Source organism: Paucidesulfovibrio longus DSM 6739 (genome assembly GCF_000420485.1).
Taxonomy (GTDB): domain Bacteria; phylum Desulfobacterota; class Desulfovibrionia; order Desulfovibrionales; family Desulfovibrionaceae; genus Paucidesulfovibrio; species Paucidesulfovibrio longus.
Genome location: NZ_ATVA01000002.1, coordinates 36,113 through 50,774 on the forward strand (window position 1 = coordinate 36,113; position 14,662 = coordinate 50,774).

Annotated in this window: 12 protein-coding genes; 9 read left to right on the forward strand and 3 right to left on the reverse strand. The window is 65.9% G+C overall.

The genetic code is table 11. The features are described 5' to 3' along the window. Nucleotides 1-165: 165 nt before the first annotated feature. Nucleotides 166-2,256 (reverse strand): molybdopterin-dependent oxidoreductase, encoded by a 2,091-nt coding sequence (locus G452_RS0100650; protein ID WP_027188900.1) that lies wholly within the window; start codon nucleotides 2,254-2,256, stop codon nucleotides 166-168. Nucleotides 2,257-2,583: 327 nt separating this feature from the next. Here G452_RS0100650 and G452_RS0100655 point away from each other — a divergent pair, with 327 nt between their 5' ends. The 3 genes from G452_RS0100655 (at nucleotide 2,584) to G452_RS17460 (ending at nucleotide 5,068) form a co-directional block, all read left to right on the forward strand. Next, on the forward strand, nucleotides 2,584-3,030 hold the full coding sequence (locus G452_RS0100655) for a 4Fe-4S dicluster domain-containing protein (RefSeq protein ID WP_022660330.1): 447 nt from the start codon (nucleotides 2,584-2,586) through the stop codon (nucleotides 3,028-3,030). Nucleotides 3,031-3,094: 64 nt separating this feature from the next. Continuing rightward, complete coding sequence (locus G452_RS0100660) at nucleotides 3,095-4,237, forward strand: sulfite exporter TauE/SafE family protein (protein ID WP_022660331.1); 1,143 nt, start codon at nucleotides 3,095-3,097, stop codon at nucleotides 4,235-4,237. A 183-nt stretch (nucleotides 4,238-4,420) separates the two neighbouring features. Beyond that, on the forward strand, nucleotides 4,421-5,068 hold the full coding sequence (locus G452_RS17460) for a hypothetical protein (RefSeq protein WP_022660332.1): 648 nt from the start codon (nucleotides 4,421-4,423) through the stop codon (nucleotides 5,066-5,068). Nucleotides 5,069-5,189: 121 nt separating this feature from the next. Here the strand turns inward: G452_RS17460 and G452_RS0100670 are convergent, their stop codons facing one another. After that, on the reverse strand, nucleotides 5,190-5,699 hold the full coding sequence (locus G452_RS0100670; RefSeq protein WP_022660333.1) for a hypothetical protein: 510 nt from the start codon (nucleotides 5,697-5,699) through the stop codon (nucleotides 5,190-5,192). Nucleotides 5,700-5,854: 155 nt separating this feature from the next. Here G452_RS0100670 and G452_RS0100675 point away from each other — a divergent pair, with 155 nt between their 5' ends. From G452_RS0100675 to G452_RS0100700, 6 genes are read left to right on the forward strand one after another with little or no spacing between them, the layout of a single operon-like run. Further along, nucleotides 5,855-6,826, forward strand: coding sequence for a phosphate/phosphite/phosphonate ABC transporter substrate-binding protein (locus G452_RS0100675; protein ID WP_022660334.1), 972 nt, complete (start codon nucleotides 5,855-5,857; stop codon nucleotides 6,824-6,826). Continuing rightward, the gene (locus G452_RS17465) at nucleotides 6,823-8,979 is read left to right on the forward strand and encodes an ATP-binding protein (protein WP_081650408.1); all 2,157 of its coding nucleotides are present in this window, start codon (nucleotides 6,823-6,825) and stop codon (nucleotides 8,977-8,979) included. The genes G452_RS0100675 and G452_RS17465 overlap by 4 nt, the downstream gene beginning before the upstream one ends. Beyond that, nucleotides 8,972-9,331, forward strand: coding sequence for a response regulator (locus tag G452_RS0100685; protein WP_022660336.1), 360 nt, complete (start codon nucleotides 8,972-8,974; stop codon nucleotides 9,329-9,331). The genes G452_RS17465 and G452_RS0100685 overlap by 8 nt, the downstream gene beginning before the upstream one ends. A gap of 21 nt (nucleotides 9,332-9,352) precedes the next feature. Next, nucleotides 9,353-11,812, forward strand: a complete 2,460-nt coding sequence (locus tag G452_RS0100690; RefSeq protein ID WP_022660337.1) for a PEP/pyruvate-binding domain-containing protein — start codon at nucleotides 9,353-9,355, stop codon at nucleotides 11,810-11,812. A 7-nt stretch (nucleotides 11,813-11,819) separates the two neighbouring features. Next, complete coding sequence (locus G452_RS0100695) at nucleotides 11,820-12,908, forward strand: protein-tyrosine phosphatase family protein (RefSeq protein WP_022660338.1); 1,089 nt, start codon at nucleotides 11,820-11,822, stop codon at nucleotides 12,906-12,908. Then, the gene (locus G452_RS0100700) at nucleotides 12,905-13,597 is read left to right on the forward strand and encodes a phosphoadenosine phosphosulfate reductase family protein (RefSeq protein WP_022660339.1); all 693 of its coding nucleotides are present in this window, start codon (nucleotides 12,905-12,907) and stop codon (nucleotides 13,595-13,597) included. The genes G452_RS0100695 and G452_RS0100700 overlap by 4 nt, the downstream gene beginning before the upstream one ends. Nucleotides 13,598-13,625: 28 nt before the next feature. Here the strand turns inward: G452_RS0100700 and G452_RS0100705 are convergent, their stop codons facing one another. Further along, the gene (locus G452_RS0100705) at nucleotides 13,626-14,564 is read right to left on the reverse strand and encodes a hypothetical protein (RefSeq protein ID WP_022660340.1); all 939 of its coding nucleotides are present in this window, start codon (nucleotides 14,562-14,564) and stop codon (nucleotides 13,626-13,628) included. Nucleotides 14,565-14,662: the final 98 nt, after the last annotated feature.

Consider the following 14,662-nt stretch of genomic DNA (forward strand, 5'->3'; position numbering starts at 1 on the left):
TTACTGTACCTCGGTTTGGCACTCGGCGCGCTGCGGCAAAGGAATGGGGCCGCAAAAAAGGAGCCGATAAGGAAAGGATCGCAAAAAAAGGGGGCCGATCCGGAGAGCTGCCGGATCGGCCCGAAGGGGTTCGCGGGCTGTCGCAGAACAGCCGCGGGGAGAGAGCTAGACCTTGCGCACCTCGATGAAGTGCTCCTGCATGGAGATGGCTCCGCCGGCCTTGTCGTACTTGCCGATGCCCTTGGGCATGAGCTGGTTGTCGGCGACGCCCTTGCCGCGCGCGCGGCTCTCGCAGGGCAGGGTATGTCCGAATCCGTGGATCATGAAGACGCATTCGGGATGGATGAACGGGGTCACGAAGGCCTTGATGCGGCCCCTGTGTCCGTTGCTGCCCACTTCCACGTAGTCGCCGTCCGCGATGCCGAGCTTTTCGGCTTCGGTCGTGTTGATCCAGAGCAGGTTCTCCGGCATGCGCTCGTGCAGCAGCGGGTTGTTGACCGTATGGCCCTGGGTGTGCAGAGCGCAGCGTCCGAAGGCGATGCGGTAGCGGCCCTGGGGCGGGCGTTCCGGGGACTTGTAGGGCGGGAGCGAGGGCAGCCCGTCCGCGTCCAGCTTGGGCGAGTGGACCTCGATCTTGCCGGAGGCGGTCTTGAACTTGAACTCGTCCATGTTCCGGTAGAGCGGCTTGTCCGCGAGGCCGACAGAGCCCTTGGCCTCGAAGTCCTCGATGCTCACGCCGGTTCCGTCGAGCTGGAAGTTCCAGACGTCCTCGATCTTGTCGTAGGCCAGTTCATCGATGCCCATCTTCTTGGCCAGCATGGCGTAGATTTCCCAGATGGCCTTGGTGTCGTGGAGCGGCTCCATGACGCGCTTGCGCATGATGAACGAGGGCTTCAGGCCGTTCTTGGTGGCCAGGATCGAATCGCGCTCCAGGTAGGGCGAGATGGGCAGGACCACGTCCGCGAACCAGGCCGTGTCGGACCAGGAGAAGGTCACGGCCACGAGCAGGTCGAGGTTGGCCCACTTCTTCTTCACGTCCTCCACGTCCGGGAAGGCCATGAGGGGGTCGTGGCGGTGGGCGATGTAGGCCTTGATGGGATACGGCTCGCCCGTGACGATGGCCTCGTAGGCGAGGTTCACCAGTCCGGGACCGGCGTCGTAGTGGGTGCGGCCTTCCATCCAGCCCACGCCGTCGGCGCGCTTGGCCTTGGGCTTGGGGAAGAGTTCCATGAAGCTCTTCAGGCCCTTGCGGCCGAAGTCGTCGGGCTTGTTCATGATCGGCAGTCCGCCCTTGGCCCCGATGCTGCCCAGCAGGGCGTTGATCAGGTAGGCGGTGCGCGACATGTAGAACGAGTCGGAATAGCGGGCGGTCATCCAGCCGGGATGCCAGATCACGGCGGGGGCGGCTTCGGAAAGCTCGCGGCAGAAGGCGCGGAGCTTTTCGGCGGGCACGCCGGTTTCCTGCTCGGCCCATTCCGGGGTGTAGGGCTTGACGAACTCCGCGAGCACTTCGAAGTCGTTGAAGTGCTTTTTCACAAAGTCCGCGTCGTAGAGCTTGGCTTCGATCAGCTCGTTGATGACGGCCAGGTTGAATCCGTAGTCGGTGCCGGGGCGGACCATGAAGAAGTTGTCCGCCTTGGCCGCGGTCACGCTGGCCCGGATGTCGATGCTGGTGATCTTGGCGCCGTTGGCCACGGCGTCCAGGGTGTTGTTGACCTCGGCGACGTTCACGGCCTCGAAGATGTTCCTGGTCTGGACCACGAGGTGCTTGGTGTTCTTGAGGTCGTAGGCCACGCCCTTGCGTCCGAATCCGAACACGGACAGGGCCGCGTTCTGCACGTTGCGCGCGCAGGCGGAGTCGTGGTTGTTGTAGTTCGGGGTACCGATGGCGCGCAAAAACGCCCGGTAGAAGTCGCGGAAGGGACCGCCCCGGTCCGAGAAGAGCACGGCTTCGTCGCCGTATTTCTCGCGGACCGCGTTCAGTTTGGCGGCCACGTAGTCCAGGGCCTCGTCCCAGCTCACCGCGCGCCACTTTCCTTCGCCCCGTTCGCCCTCGCGGATGAGCGGGGTTTGAGGACGTTCGTTGTCCTCGGTCAGGGCCACACCCGCCGCACCGCGCGGACAGAGCGCGCCGTTGAGTCCCGGCGCGTGGGGGTTGCCCTGGATATAGACGCAGCGACCGTCCTCGACCTCCGCCTCGATGGGACAGCGGACCGAACACATGCCGCAAATGCTGAAAACTTTCTTTCTCGCCATGGCTTCCTCCAGAATGCCGTCTGTGCCCGAAACAGCGGCTTTCTTCTCCTTATACAGCAAAAGCGCGGGGAATCCACGTTTTCGAGGTATTTTGGAGACGACACGATTTCGCTTGATTTACAGGATGTTTCGCTCAGGCAAAAGACATGTGAAAAAAATAACGTGAGAATGCGGCCCAAGGGGCATTTCCTCCTCTTTTGGGTCGTCAAGCAATGGGAAAAAAATAACGAGGCCGCATCGACATTGACACATGGGAGGCGATATGGTTCTAGACTGGACTATAGAAGTGTGCCCGAAACACACGGTTAAAGCCTGTCGAGGTGATAAATGGCCGCTTACAGGATCAAATTGGACAAGAGTCGCTGCATCGCCTGCATGGCCTGCCTGGTTCATTGCAAGCAGAAGAACCGGGTGCCGCAGGGACTTTCTTTGAACAAGCTTTTCGCGGAGCTGGAAGACAAGGACGGCAAGCCCGTGCTCAAGGTCAAATACCAGCCCTGCCTGATGTGCAAGAACCCGGAATGCGTTCCCGCCTGCCCCACCGGGGCCATGCAGAAGCGCGAGTCCGACGGTCTCGTGTTCATCGACGAAGAGCTTTGCATCGGCTGCGGAGAGTGCATCGAGGCCTGCCCCTGGGACGTGCCCGTCCTGGACGAGGCGCGGGGCAAGGCCATCAAGTGCGACTACTGCATGGACCGCATCAAGGAAGGCCGCGACCCGGCCTGCGTCACGGGCTGCACCGCCCACGCGCTCTCCTTCCTGCGTCCGGAATAACCGAATCGGACGGCCGGAACACGGCCGACAACCGTAAGAGCATCACAAGTCCAAGGAGGAAGGGATGAAATCCAAGAGGCTGTATCTTCTTCTGGCGCTGGCCGTTCTGGCCGTGTGCCTGTTCGCCATGCCCGCGTGGGCCAACGAACGTCTGGTCAAGGCCATTGCCGAGGCCCAGGCCAACATGCCCGACAAGGTCACCGGCGAAGCCGGCTACCTGGGCATTCCCGGCGGTCCGCAGCTGCAGTGGTGGTGGGGCCTGCTCTGGGCGATCTGGGTCGGCTGGATCTTCTCCACGGTCGGCGCGTTCGGCGGCATCATGGCCGGCGTCGGCCACATCACCATCTACGGCCTGGGCGACTACGCCAAGGGCTTCGGCAAGGACGCCAAGCTGAACAAGGTCGTCACCGACTCCATCCGCGTGTCCAACCAGTGGCTGGTGGGCTGCTCCGCGGGTCTGTCCACCTTCAACTACTGGAAGGCCGGACGCCTCGTGCTGCCCCTGGGCATCGCCCTGGCCATCGGTTCCGTGGCCGGTTCCTGGCTGGTGCCCTGGCTCACCGCGGGCAAGATCAGCCTGAAGGCCTACCTCGGCTACTTCGGCCTGTTCGTGCTCTTCCTGGGCTGCTACCTCTTCTATGAAACCACCCCGGCCGGCCAGGGCAAGAAAAAGGCCGCCAAGGCCGCTGCCCAGGCTTTCCAGGAGAGTGTGAAGAAGCAGCGCGAGGGCGGCGAAGTGAACATGGCCGAGATGGGCGTGAAGGTTCAGAAGTTCACCCCCACCAGCTGCGAGTTCACCTTCTTCGGCGTCGAGTTCAATTTCAACCCGGTCATCCCGGTCATCGGCGGCTTCTTCATCGCGGCCCTGGCGTCCTTCCTGGGCGTGGGCGGCGGCTTCCTGCTGGTGCCGTTCCTGACCTCCGTGGCCGGACTGCCCATGTACCTCGTGGCCGGCACCTCCGCCGCCGCGGTCTTCGTGGGCATGGTCAACTCCATCGCCTCCTACATGGTCCTCAAGGGCACCCCGGTGGAATGGTCCCTCATCGGCGCCGAGCTGGTGGGCATCGTCATCGGCTCCCTGATCGGCCCGCGCACCTCCAAGTACATCCCGGACATCTGGCTGAAGCGCCTCTTCATCGTCCTGGCCGTGTACGTGGGCATGCGCTACACCCTCAAGGGCTTCTTCGGCATCAGCATCTGGCCGTAAGCCTCCCGAGTCCAACGCCGCAAGGCGATACCGTCACCTTCGCGGGGCCGTCCGGGTTGTCCGGGCGGCCCCGCCCTCTTCGGGGAGGAGGCCCTCTCCGCCGGATTCCGCCGAAACGCAAGACTTGGTTTGCCGTCCGCTTCAGGGTAGGATGCACGAAATCTTGAAACGAGGAACCGCCCGATGCTGAGCGAATTCTATTCCTTCATCGACCCCGCGCTGATCGCGCCCTTCCGCTGGCCCGGCAACGAATACGCCGGCTTCGCCCTGGGCCTGTTCTGGGTCGCGCTGGTGGCCACGGTCATCGGCGAGCTGTGCATGGCCGGGGTGTATTTCTTCAACCGCGACCACTTCGCGGAGATGCGCCGGGAAATGGTCCGGCACAACAATCTTTCCATCCGCGCCCTGGGCTTCAAGGACAAGGCCAGCTACAAGGCGTGCAACTCCATCGCCAACGAGGAGTTCGGCCGCAATTTCTTCGCGGGCATCGCGCTCTTCGCCTCCTCGGTCTGGCCCGCGTTCTTCGCCATGGGCTGGTTCGACTTCCGCTTCCGCGGCGTGGAATTCGAGTTGCCCCTGTTCGGCGTCGTGGGCACCGGGTTTCTCTTCGTGCCGATCTACATCCTCACCCGCTACGGCTTCCACAAGGCCAAGCCCTGGCTGCCGCTCTTCTCCTGGATCAAGAAGAAGGTCGCGGAGAACGAGGCGGGCGAGGAGATGATCACCTATATGGATATCGTCAAGAAGCCGGAAGAGGAGGGCGCTCCCTCCGAGACGGAAAAGACGAGGAGCAAGAACACCGCCTCGGAAGAGGCAGCGGCCTCGCGCTGACGTTTGTTTCCGCTGCTTCGTTCCGCAACGGCTTCGGAGCAAAAACGTCGAAAGCCGCCGCACGCGAGCAACGTGCGGCGGCTTTTTGCGTCCGGCGGCTGTCGGGGAATCGGCCCGGCGGCTAGCTCGCGTGCTCCTGGACGGCCAGGAGCAGCTCGTCCGGCTTGTCCGGAGCCAGGAGCAGCCGCACCTCGCCCGCGTCCACGAACACGGCCTCGTTGCTGTTGCCGAGCACGAAGGCCTCTCCGCCGCCCACCAGGGTGAAGGTTCCGCAGCGATACTGGCCGAACTTCATGCCGCGTTTGGTGGATTTGACGGCCAGCAGGGGGTCGGTCTTCAGGTCGGCGCGGCTGACGCGGGCGACGTCGCTCCAGGGCAGGGCCAAATCCAGGAAAGGAGGGCCGCTGAGCAGCAGGCCGTCGGCGTCCGCCGTGATCTCGGCGCGGGCGGGGTTGACCAGGAGCATGTACCAGTAGAGCAGGGCCAGGGGACCGGCCACGGCGATGAGGCAGATGCCCGTCCAGGTCAGGCCCGACCGGAACGACCAGGCCGTGATCGCGGCCACGACCGCCACCGCCAGGATGAAGCCGATGATCACCCAGCGGTTCATGGGTATCCGGAATACGCGCATTGTACGGACCTCCGCAGTGTCTTTATGGATGCGGAACATAGTACGTTTCCGGCGCGCGGTCAAAAATACGTTGGAATGGTGCGGCCGTTGGGGTAGACTCGCGGCGGCTGCCCGCGCGTCGCGCTGCGCGGCCAAAAGGGGATCAAGGGGGCTGAATGCAGCGAAAACGGAATGCGGCCTGGGCCGCCCGCTGGCTTTTCCTCGCCTTGGCGCTCTTCGCGCTGGCAGGGGCTTCGGGCTGCGGCGAGGACGAGCCCTCGGTGCGCGTGAATCTGGCGCACCGCGAGGAACTGACGGCCCAACCTCGGCAGGACGCCGTGACCTACGCCTACCTGCCGCAATATTCCCACGCCGTATCCTACGAGCGCCACCGCCAGTTGCTCGAATATCTCCGCCGCGAGACCGGCCTGCCCCTGCGCCAGATCTTCCCGGACACCTTCGACGAGCATATCGAGATGGTCCGGCGCGGCGAGATCGACATCTCCTTTTCCAACCCCTTCGTCTACATTCAGCTCGCCGAGGACGGCGCGCGCGCCTTCGCCCGCATCGTGGAGCCGGACGGCAGGCCCTATTTCCGGGGCCAGATCATCTGCCGCGCGGACAACCGCTCCATAAAATCCCTGAAGGACTGCCGGGGCAAGCGCTGGATCGCCGTGGACGCCAACTCCGCGGGCGGCTACCTCTTTCCCCTGGGTCTTTTTCTGGACAACGGCATCCGCAGGAACGACTTCGCCCAGCTGGCCTTTGCGCCCGGACCGGGCGGCAAGCAGGAGAAGGTCGTGCTTTCGGTGCATTCCGGCGCCTACGACCTCGGCTCCATCCGCAAGGGAACGCTGGACATTCTCGCTGGCAAGGTGGACCTCTCCAAGATCCGGGTGCTGGCCGAGACGCCGGACTATCCCGGCTGGGTCTATTCCGCGCGCAAGGGGCTCGACCCGGCCATCGTCAAGAAGGTGGCCAGGGCCATGTTCGCCCTGGATCCGGGCAGGCCCGACGACGCGCGCATCCTCTCTGCCGCCGGGGTGCGGGGCATCGTCCCCGCGACGGACGACGACTACGACGCCGTGCGCGAGCTGGCCAGCAAGCTCGCCGAGGACGGCGCCCTTCCCAGCGTGGTGACGGAATGAGGCTCGTGTCGCGTCTGCGGTTCCGTTCCAAGCTGGTGCTGGGCATTTCGGCCATCGTGGTCTGCACCACCGTGATGCTCACCCCGCTGGTGGCGCGCATGACCGCCACGGCCCTGCTGGACGAGAGCAAGAAGCGCGGCTCCGCCGTGGCCGAGAGCCTTGCCGCGCGCGCCGTGGACCCGCTGCTCTCCGGCGACCTCCTGCGGCTCAAGAACATGGTCGACGAGGCCGAAAAGCTGGGGGACGAGGTCATCTACGCCTTCATCCTCGACCAGACCGGCTATGTTCTGGCCCAGACCTTCAAGGGCGGATTTCCCGTGGAGCTGCTCGGCGCGAACCGGGCGGGACCGGATTCCAAGGCGCGCATCCAGCTCCTGGAAACCGACCAGGGCCGCATCGACGATTTCGCGGCTCCGGTGCGCGTGGGCGGGGCCAATTTCGGCGAGGTCCGCCTGGGGCTTTCGCGCAAGCCCATCCAGGCCCGCGTCAACGATCTCGTCCTGACCATGAGCACGCTTTCCGGCGGAGCCCTGGCCCTGGCCATCGCCCTTTCCACCATCTTCGCCAACAAGGTCACCAGCCGCATCGGCCGATTGCGCGAGCACGCCGAGAACATGGTCAAGGGCGACCTGGACCTGCACTCGGCCCCGCCCGCGAACAGGAACTGCTGGGAGATCATGAACTGCGGGCTGAAGGCCTGCCCGGCCTACAAGGACAGGGACCGGCGCTGCTGGTATCTCGCCGGGACGCTCTGCCCGGACTGCGCCCACCCGGACGCCTCGAACTATCGCGACTCCTGCCGCCACTGCCCGGTCTATCATGAAAACGCGGGCGACGAGATTCAGGATCTGGCCGAAACCTTCGACGTCATGGCCCTGAGCCTGAAGACCTACATCAGCGAGCTCAAGGACGCCGAGCGCGTGCTCTCCAACCAGGAGCGGCTCATGCGCACGATCCTCAACGTGACCCCGGACCTCGTCTCCCTGGTGGACACCCGCATGATCTACCAGGCCGCGAACACGGCCTTCGCCTCGTTCGTGGGCCGCGACGTGCGCGACATCCGGGGCAAGACCGACTTCGACCTCTTTCCGGAAGAGATGGCCGAGCAGCGCCACCTGGAGAGCCGCGACATCCTCCAGACGGGCCGCCGCCTGGACCGCCAGGACTGGATCGTCTCGTCCAAGGGCACCCGCTGGTTCCACACCGTGAGCATCCCCGTGCGCGACCAGGAGGGCCGCATCACCGGCCTGCTGCGCACGGACCGCGACCTCACGGACCTGAAACGCTACCAGGAACAGCTCATCCAGTCCCAGAAGATGGAATCCGTGGGCAAGCTCGCGGGCGGCGTGGCCCACGAGATCAACACCCCCCTGGGCGTGATCCTGGGCTATTCCCAGCTGCTCATGGAAGACGTGGAGGAGGATTCCCAGATTCACCAGGATCTGGCCACCATCGCCAAGCAGGCCAAGGTCTGCCGCAAGATCGTGGCCGACCTGCTCGGGTTTTCCCGCCAGGCCGAGAGCGTCAAGCGCGAGATGTGCTTCAACAACTCCGTCATGGAGGCCGTGAGCCTCGTTCGCCACACGTTCGAGATGGACAAGGTGGAGATCGAGGAACGGCTCGACGATCGGATGCCGATCATTTACGGTGATCCCGAAAAGCTCAAGCAAGTCTGGATCAACCTGCTCAACAACGCCCGAGACGCCATGCCCGAGGGCGGGCGCATCGTGGTCAAGACCAAGCTGGACACCCCGGCCCAAAAAGTGACACTCTGGCTGGCGGATACGGGCACGGGCATCGGCGAAGAGGACATGCGGCTGGTTTTCGACCCGTTTTTCACCACCAAACCCGTAGGCAAGGGCACGGGCCTGGGGCTTTCCGTTTCTTTCGGCATCATAGAGGACCACGGCGGCGAGATTCGCGCCGAGAGCCCCGCGCCGGAGGAGTTCGCGGACCATTCGCGGCCGGAGGCCGGGCCGGGCACCCTGTTCATCGTGGACCTGCCCCTGGACCACGCCAGCATGGTCGAGGCGGGGAGTCCCGCCCTGCGGCAGGGGGCGCCGGGACCGTGGACCGCCGGAACCGTCCGCACAGGAACCACCAAAACGCACATCGCGCGCGAGGCAGAGGAGCAGAAGGGATACAATGGCTGAAATCATAGTTGTGGACGACATTTCCGACGCCGGGATTCTGGTCAAGCGCATTCTGGAACGCAAGGGGCACACGGTGTTCGCCTTCACCGAAGAGGAGGAGGCCATTGCCCACGCCGCGACCAGCAAGCCCGACCTCGCCATCCTGGACATCAAGCTCAAGAAGATGACCGGGGTGGAGGTGCTCGAGGAACTCAAGAAGGTCAATCCCGACATCAAGGCCATCATGCTCACCGGCTACCCCACGCTGGAAACGGCGCGCGAGTCCCTGCGCCTGGGCGCGAGCGAGTATTGCGTCAAGCCCATCGACAAGGACGAGCTGGAGGCCAAGGTTGCCGAAGTCCTGGAAGGCTAGCCGGGAGGCGGGTGCGCGCGCGTGATCATCGCCGAACTCTTCAAGCACTGGACCTACCAGGTCTTTGCGCCCGGAGCGCTCCTGCGCAGCAAGTACAACGCCTTCAAGGAGCTGCTGGAGTACGACGACCGCTGCCTGGAGGGCATCGCCGACCTTGAGGAGATCGCCTACGGGCGGGAAAAGGCGGACTGGGCGCGCATGAGCCGGCTGAGCCGCCAACTGACACGCGACGTGGGCGAAATGGTCCGGCGGCTGAAGATCATGGGCCCCTCGCGCTACGTGGGCCTGCCCGACTACTACAACAAATTCCGCTTTTACGTGAGCATGGGCATGGACATGCCCGACCCGGCCATTGCCCCGCCCCATGTCATCGGGCTGGAGGAGGCCGCGGACGTGCCCCTGCTCGCAGGGGGCAAGGCGCGCAACGCCGGGCTCATGGCCGCCGAAACCTATCTCAACGTGCCGCCGGGCTTCGTGGTCACGTCCAACGCCTTCAACTACTATCTTGAAGCCAACGGGCTGCGCCCGGAGCTGGACGAGCTGCTCGGCAGGGTCGAGCTGTCCCGCCCGGCCGAGCTGGAGCGGCTCTGCGCCGAGATGCGCACGCTGGTGCTGTCCGGCTCGGTGCCGCCCCCCATCGCTTCGGAAATGGAGCGCCGCGCGCACGAGCTCGCGGGCGAGGGCGGCGCGCTGGCGGTGCGCTCCAGCGCCGTGGCCGAGGACGGCGAACTCTCCTTTGCCGGGCAGTACGAGAGCATCCTGCCCGTGGACCCGGCCCTGACCCTGGAAGCCTACAAGCGCGTGCTGGCCGGGAAATACGCGCCCCGCGCCGTGACCTACCGCATTCTCAACGGCCTCAGCGACGTGGAGACGCCCATGGCCGTGCTGGTCATGCCCGTTGTCGAGGCGCGGGCCGCCGGCGTGGTCTACACCCTGGACATGGACCGCACCCAGGCCGTCTGCGGCATGCTCTCCATCTACGCCGTGCCCGGAGTGGGCGAAAATCTCGTGGGCGGCAAGTCCGTTCCGCAAATCTACTGCCTGACCCGCGAGGCGGACCCGCTGCTCGTGCAGGAGCCCGGCGAGTCCGCAGTGCTCGACCCGGAGCAGGCGGCCGAGGTGGCCAAGGCGGCCCTGGAGCTGGAGCAGATGTTCGGCGAGCCCCAGGACGTGGAATGGGCCATGGACCAGCAGGGCAAGCTGCACATCCTGCAATCCCGGCCCCTGGGCGGGGGACACAGGATCGCCTCCGCACCGGAAAGGCCGGCCCCGCCCGACGCCCGGCTTCTGCTCGCGGACGCCAGCCGCGCTTCCGCGGGCGCGGCCCATGGCCGGGTCTTTCATTTCGTTCCGCCGGGCCACACCCTGGAGGACATCCCCCGCGACGCCGTGCTCGTGGTCGGCGCGCTGGACCCGGCCCTGGCCGGAGCCGTGGGCAAGATCCGCGGCGTCATCGCCGAGGCGGGCAGCCGGGCCAGCCACTTCGCCTCGGTGGCGCGCGAATTCGGCCTGCCCGTGCTCGTGGGCGTGGAGGACGCCTTCGAGCGCTTTTCCGCCGGGGGCGAGGTCACGATGGACGCGGACACCGGCTCGGTCTACGAGGGGCTGGTGGAGAGCCTGCTCCTCGCGGAGGAAAAGGCCCCGCGTTCCAGCCCGGCCCTGGAGCGGCTGCGGCAGGTCATGCCGCACATCGCCCGGCTCACGCTCACGGATCCGGAATCCCCTGAGTTTTCACCTGAAAAGTGCCATTCCCTGCACGACATCGTGCGCTTCTGCCACGAGAAGGCCGTTTCGGAGATGTTTCTGCTCGTGGGCAGGGGCGGGCGCGGCCTGGGCGCGGCGCGCAAGCTGGAGTCCGGCCTGCCGCTGGTCATGTACCTGCTGGACGTGGGGGGCGGCTTTTTCGACCAGGCCAAGGACAAGGACACGGTCACGCCGGACGACATCAAAAGCCCGCCCATGTGGTCGCTCTGGCAGGGGCTTTCGGACAAGGAAGTGGTCTGGCACGACGGGCTCACGCACATGGACTGGGAGGAGTTCGACCGGGTCAGCGCGGGCATCTTCAAGCACGACTCCGCGCTCCTGGCGAGCTACGCCGTGGTGGCCGAGGACTACGCCCATCTCATGGTCCGCTTCGGCTATCATTTTTCCCAGGTGGACGCGCTCTGCGGGCCGGACGCGCGCAAGAACTACGTCAATTTCCGCTTCAAGGGCGGCGGCGGGCTGATGCACCAGCGCGAGCTGCGCCTGCTCTTCCTGCAGCGCGTGCTGGAGGCCGAGGGCTGGAAGGTGCGCGTGCGCGGCGACCTGCTCGACGCGGCCACCGGGGGCCGGAGCGAAGCCGCGACCCAGAAGCAGCTCTTCCTGCTCGGCCGTATTCTTGGCCGCACCCGGCTCATGGACATGGGCCTGGAGGACGAGCGCCACGTGGAGCGGCTGGTGGAGGAATTTCTGAATCCGCCCGCAGGGAACGAATACTGAGGCGCGCATGGCCGAGAACAAGCCCGCATACAAGCTCGACTGGGTCACGGACCATCTGGCCGTGGGATATGCGCCCATGTCCGTGGCGCAGCTCGACTCCCTGCACGAGCAGGGCGTGGACGCCATTTTGAATCTCTGCGGCGAGTTCTGCGACCTGCACGACATCGAGGCCGGGCACGGCTTCGAGGTCTACTACATGCCCCTGCACGACGAGGAGGCCCCGGACCTGGCCGAGCTGGAAAAAGCCCTGGAATGGCTGGACGAGTCCATCTACCTGGACAAGCGCGTGCTGATCCACTGCCGCCACGGCATCGGCCGCACCGGCACGGTGCTCAACGCCTACCTGCTGCGCCGGGGCCTGGGCCACAAGCTCGCGGGCCGCACCCTGCGGGGGCTGCGCTCCAAGCCGGCCAACTTCGACCAGTGGTGGGCCATCCGCAAGTACGGCCGCAAGAGCGGCAAGCTGACCCTGCGCGAGCCTTCCCTGGAGTTCAAGCATCTCGTGGATCTCGCCCCGTACTTCCAGGACTACGAGGCGCTGGTGCGGCGGGCCGAGGATCTCTTCGACTACGAGGCGTCGGAATCCGCCGAGCGCAAGGCCCAGGGCCGCTGCGGCCTGAACCACGACCGCTGCTGCCATACTCCGGTCCGGCTGAGCCTTGTGGAGGCGGTCTATGTGGCGCACAAGATCAACGCGCAGCTGACCAGCCAGGAGCGGCTCGACGCCATCGGCCGGGCCGTGGCCACCGCGGGCAAGGAGCGCGCCGAACAGGCCCGGCACGAGGGCCGCGAGGTCTGCCTCGCCGAGGCCGGGGCGCTCTGCCCCCTTTCGGTGGACGGGCAGTGCTCCATCTTCCCGTACCGCCCGCTGCAATGCCGCTCGTTCGAGCTTTCCGAGGAGGTCGCGAACGAGCTGTGGGAAGACCTGCTCGCGCCGGAGCTGGACAAAGGCTCCCGCGACCTGTTCTTCTCCTTCACGTCCGAGTTCCCGGCGGAGGCGGCCATGTTCTTCGCCCTGCCGGACGTGGTCTCCGGCCGCTACGTCCAGACCTTCTTCCATTACATGATGCAAAAGAGCAAGAAACAGCCCGCATGACGTCGGCACGCCCCCTTTCCGAAAAGATCGACGCGGCCCTGAACCTTCTGAACGGGCTTTGCCGCGCGCATGGGCCGCAGCGGGTGGCCGTGGCCTGGACCGGGGGCAAGGATTCCACCGTGGCCCTGGATCTCTGGCGGCGGACGCTCGCCGGGTGCGGCGCTGGTGCGGCCGCGCGCGTCCTTTCCGTGGATACCGGGCTGAAGTTTCCGGAGGTGGTCGCGTTCCGGGACCGCTGGGCGCGGGAGTGGAAACTGGATCTGACCGTGGCCCGGCCGGAAATGGAGCTGCGGGGCTATGCCGTGGCCGTGGACAAGGTGGCCTGCTGCCGCGACCTCAAGGTGCTGCCTCTGCAACGGGTCGTGCGGGAGCAGGGGCTGGCCGTTCTGATTTCCGGATTGCGGAGCGACGAGCATCCCAGCCGGGCCGCGCGCGCGGCCCTGGAGCCGCGCGAGGCGGGGCAAGGATGCGTCTATGCGCAGTGCAATCCGCTCCTGGACTGGAGCGAGATGGAAATCTGGGCCTACCTGACCGGCCGGAACCTGCCTTTCTGCGAGCTGTACGCCCAGGGCTACCGCTCCCTGGGCTGCGTGCCCTGCACCTCGCGTTCGGGCCGGGGCGAACGCTCTGGCCGCGCCGCGGACAAGGAAGCCCAGCTCGATACCCTGCGTTCGCTGGGGTACTTCTAGCCCCCCATCCACGCCCCGGAGCGGTGCGTCAGCGCGCCGCGCCCGGTCCGGCGAAGAGCAGGCGCAGGGCCTGGCTGCGTTCCTCCAGCGGAAGCTTCATGATTTCCTCGTAAAAGCTGATGGCCACGTCCGCGACCACGGCGTGGTCGGCCTTGGGCATCAGGCGCGGGTCGGACATGGCCGCGAAGGCCGCGACAACGGGTTCGCGGCCCTTGTAGCGCGCTTCCAGCCGGGGCAGCAGCGTGTTCAGGGTCCGGCTGAGGGCCTCGTTGGCCCGTTCCCTGGACGGCGGGGCCTGGGGTTCGTGCAGGGCGCTGTCCATGACCTCGGCCAGCACGTCGAGAACGCGCTTGTTGTCCAGGCCGGAGATGTTCGGAGGCACGCGCTCCCCGGCAAAGGCCTGGGGAAAGAGGAACAGCAGGCAATATTTGGGATCCTGGTCGCGCAGGGCGTGCATCTGCTCCAGAGCCACCTCGGCGAAGTGGGACACGGAGAGGTCCGAGGCCTTGTCGATCAGAGGCATGGCGGCCTCGGCCGCAGTCTCGCCGATCAAGGCCATGTCCGTGACCAGGAATTCGCCGCCGGTTTCCAGGGCGTGGCGGGCCATGTCGGCCAGCCGGGCGCGGACCCTGTCCGCCGCGGCCGGGTCGGCCTCTTCGAGCAGGGCGAAGAAGCGGTGCTTGGACCAGGCCTTGTCCACCTCGGCCCGGATGCGGCGGTCGAGTTCGTTGCCGCCGTCTTCCGTTCCCGGCTCGCTTTGGTTCGTCTGAATGGAGGAGCCGCCGGAGAACAGGGGCACGACGTACTTGAGCCCGCCCACGGCGAGAACCGCTCCGAGCAGCAGGCAGAGCGCGCTGATGCCCAGGCGTTTGGCGCGGCTCTCCGTGCCGGTGAGCAGCACGCGGGAAAGGCCCATGCAGACGGCGGAACTGGCCAGGATCACGGCGACGACGATGAAGGTGTTCATGATTCCTCCTGCCCGCCCCATATCCCGTATTCTCGGACATGGCAATTTTTGCAATGTTCACGGAGAGGTGGTCCATGTCCGAGACGGAATCGAAATGC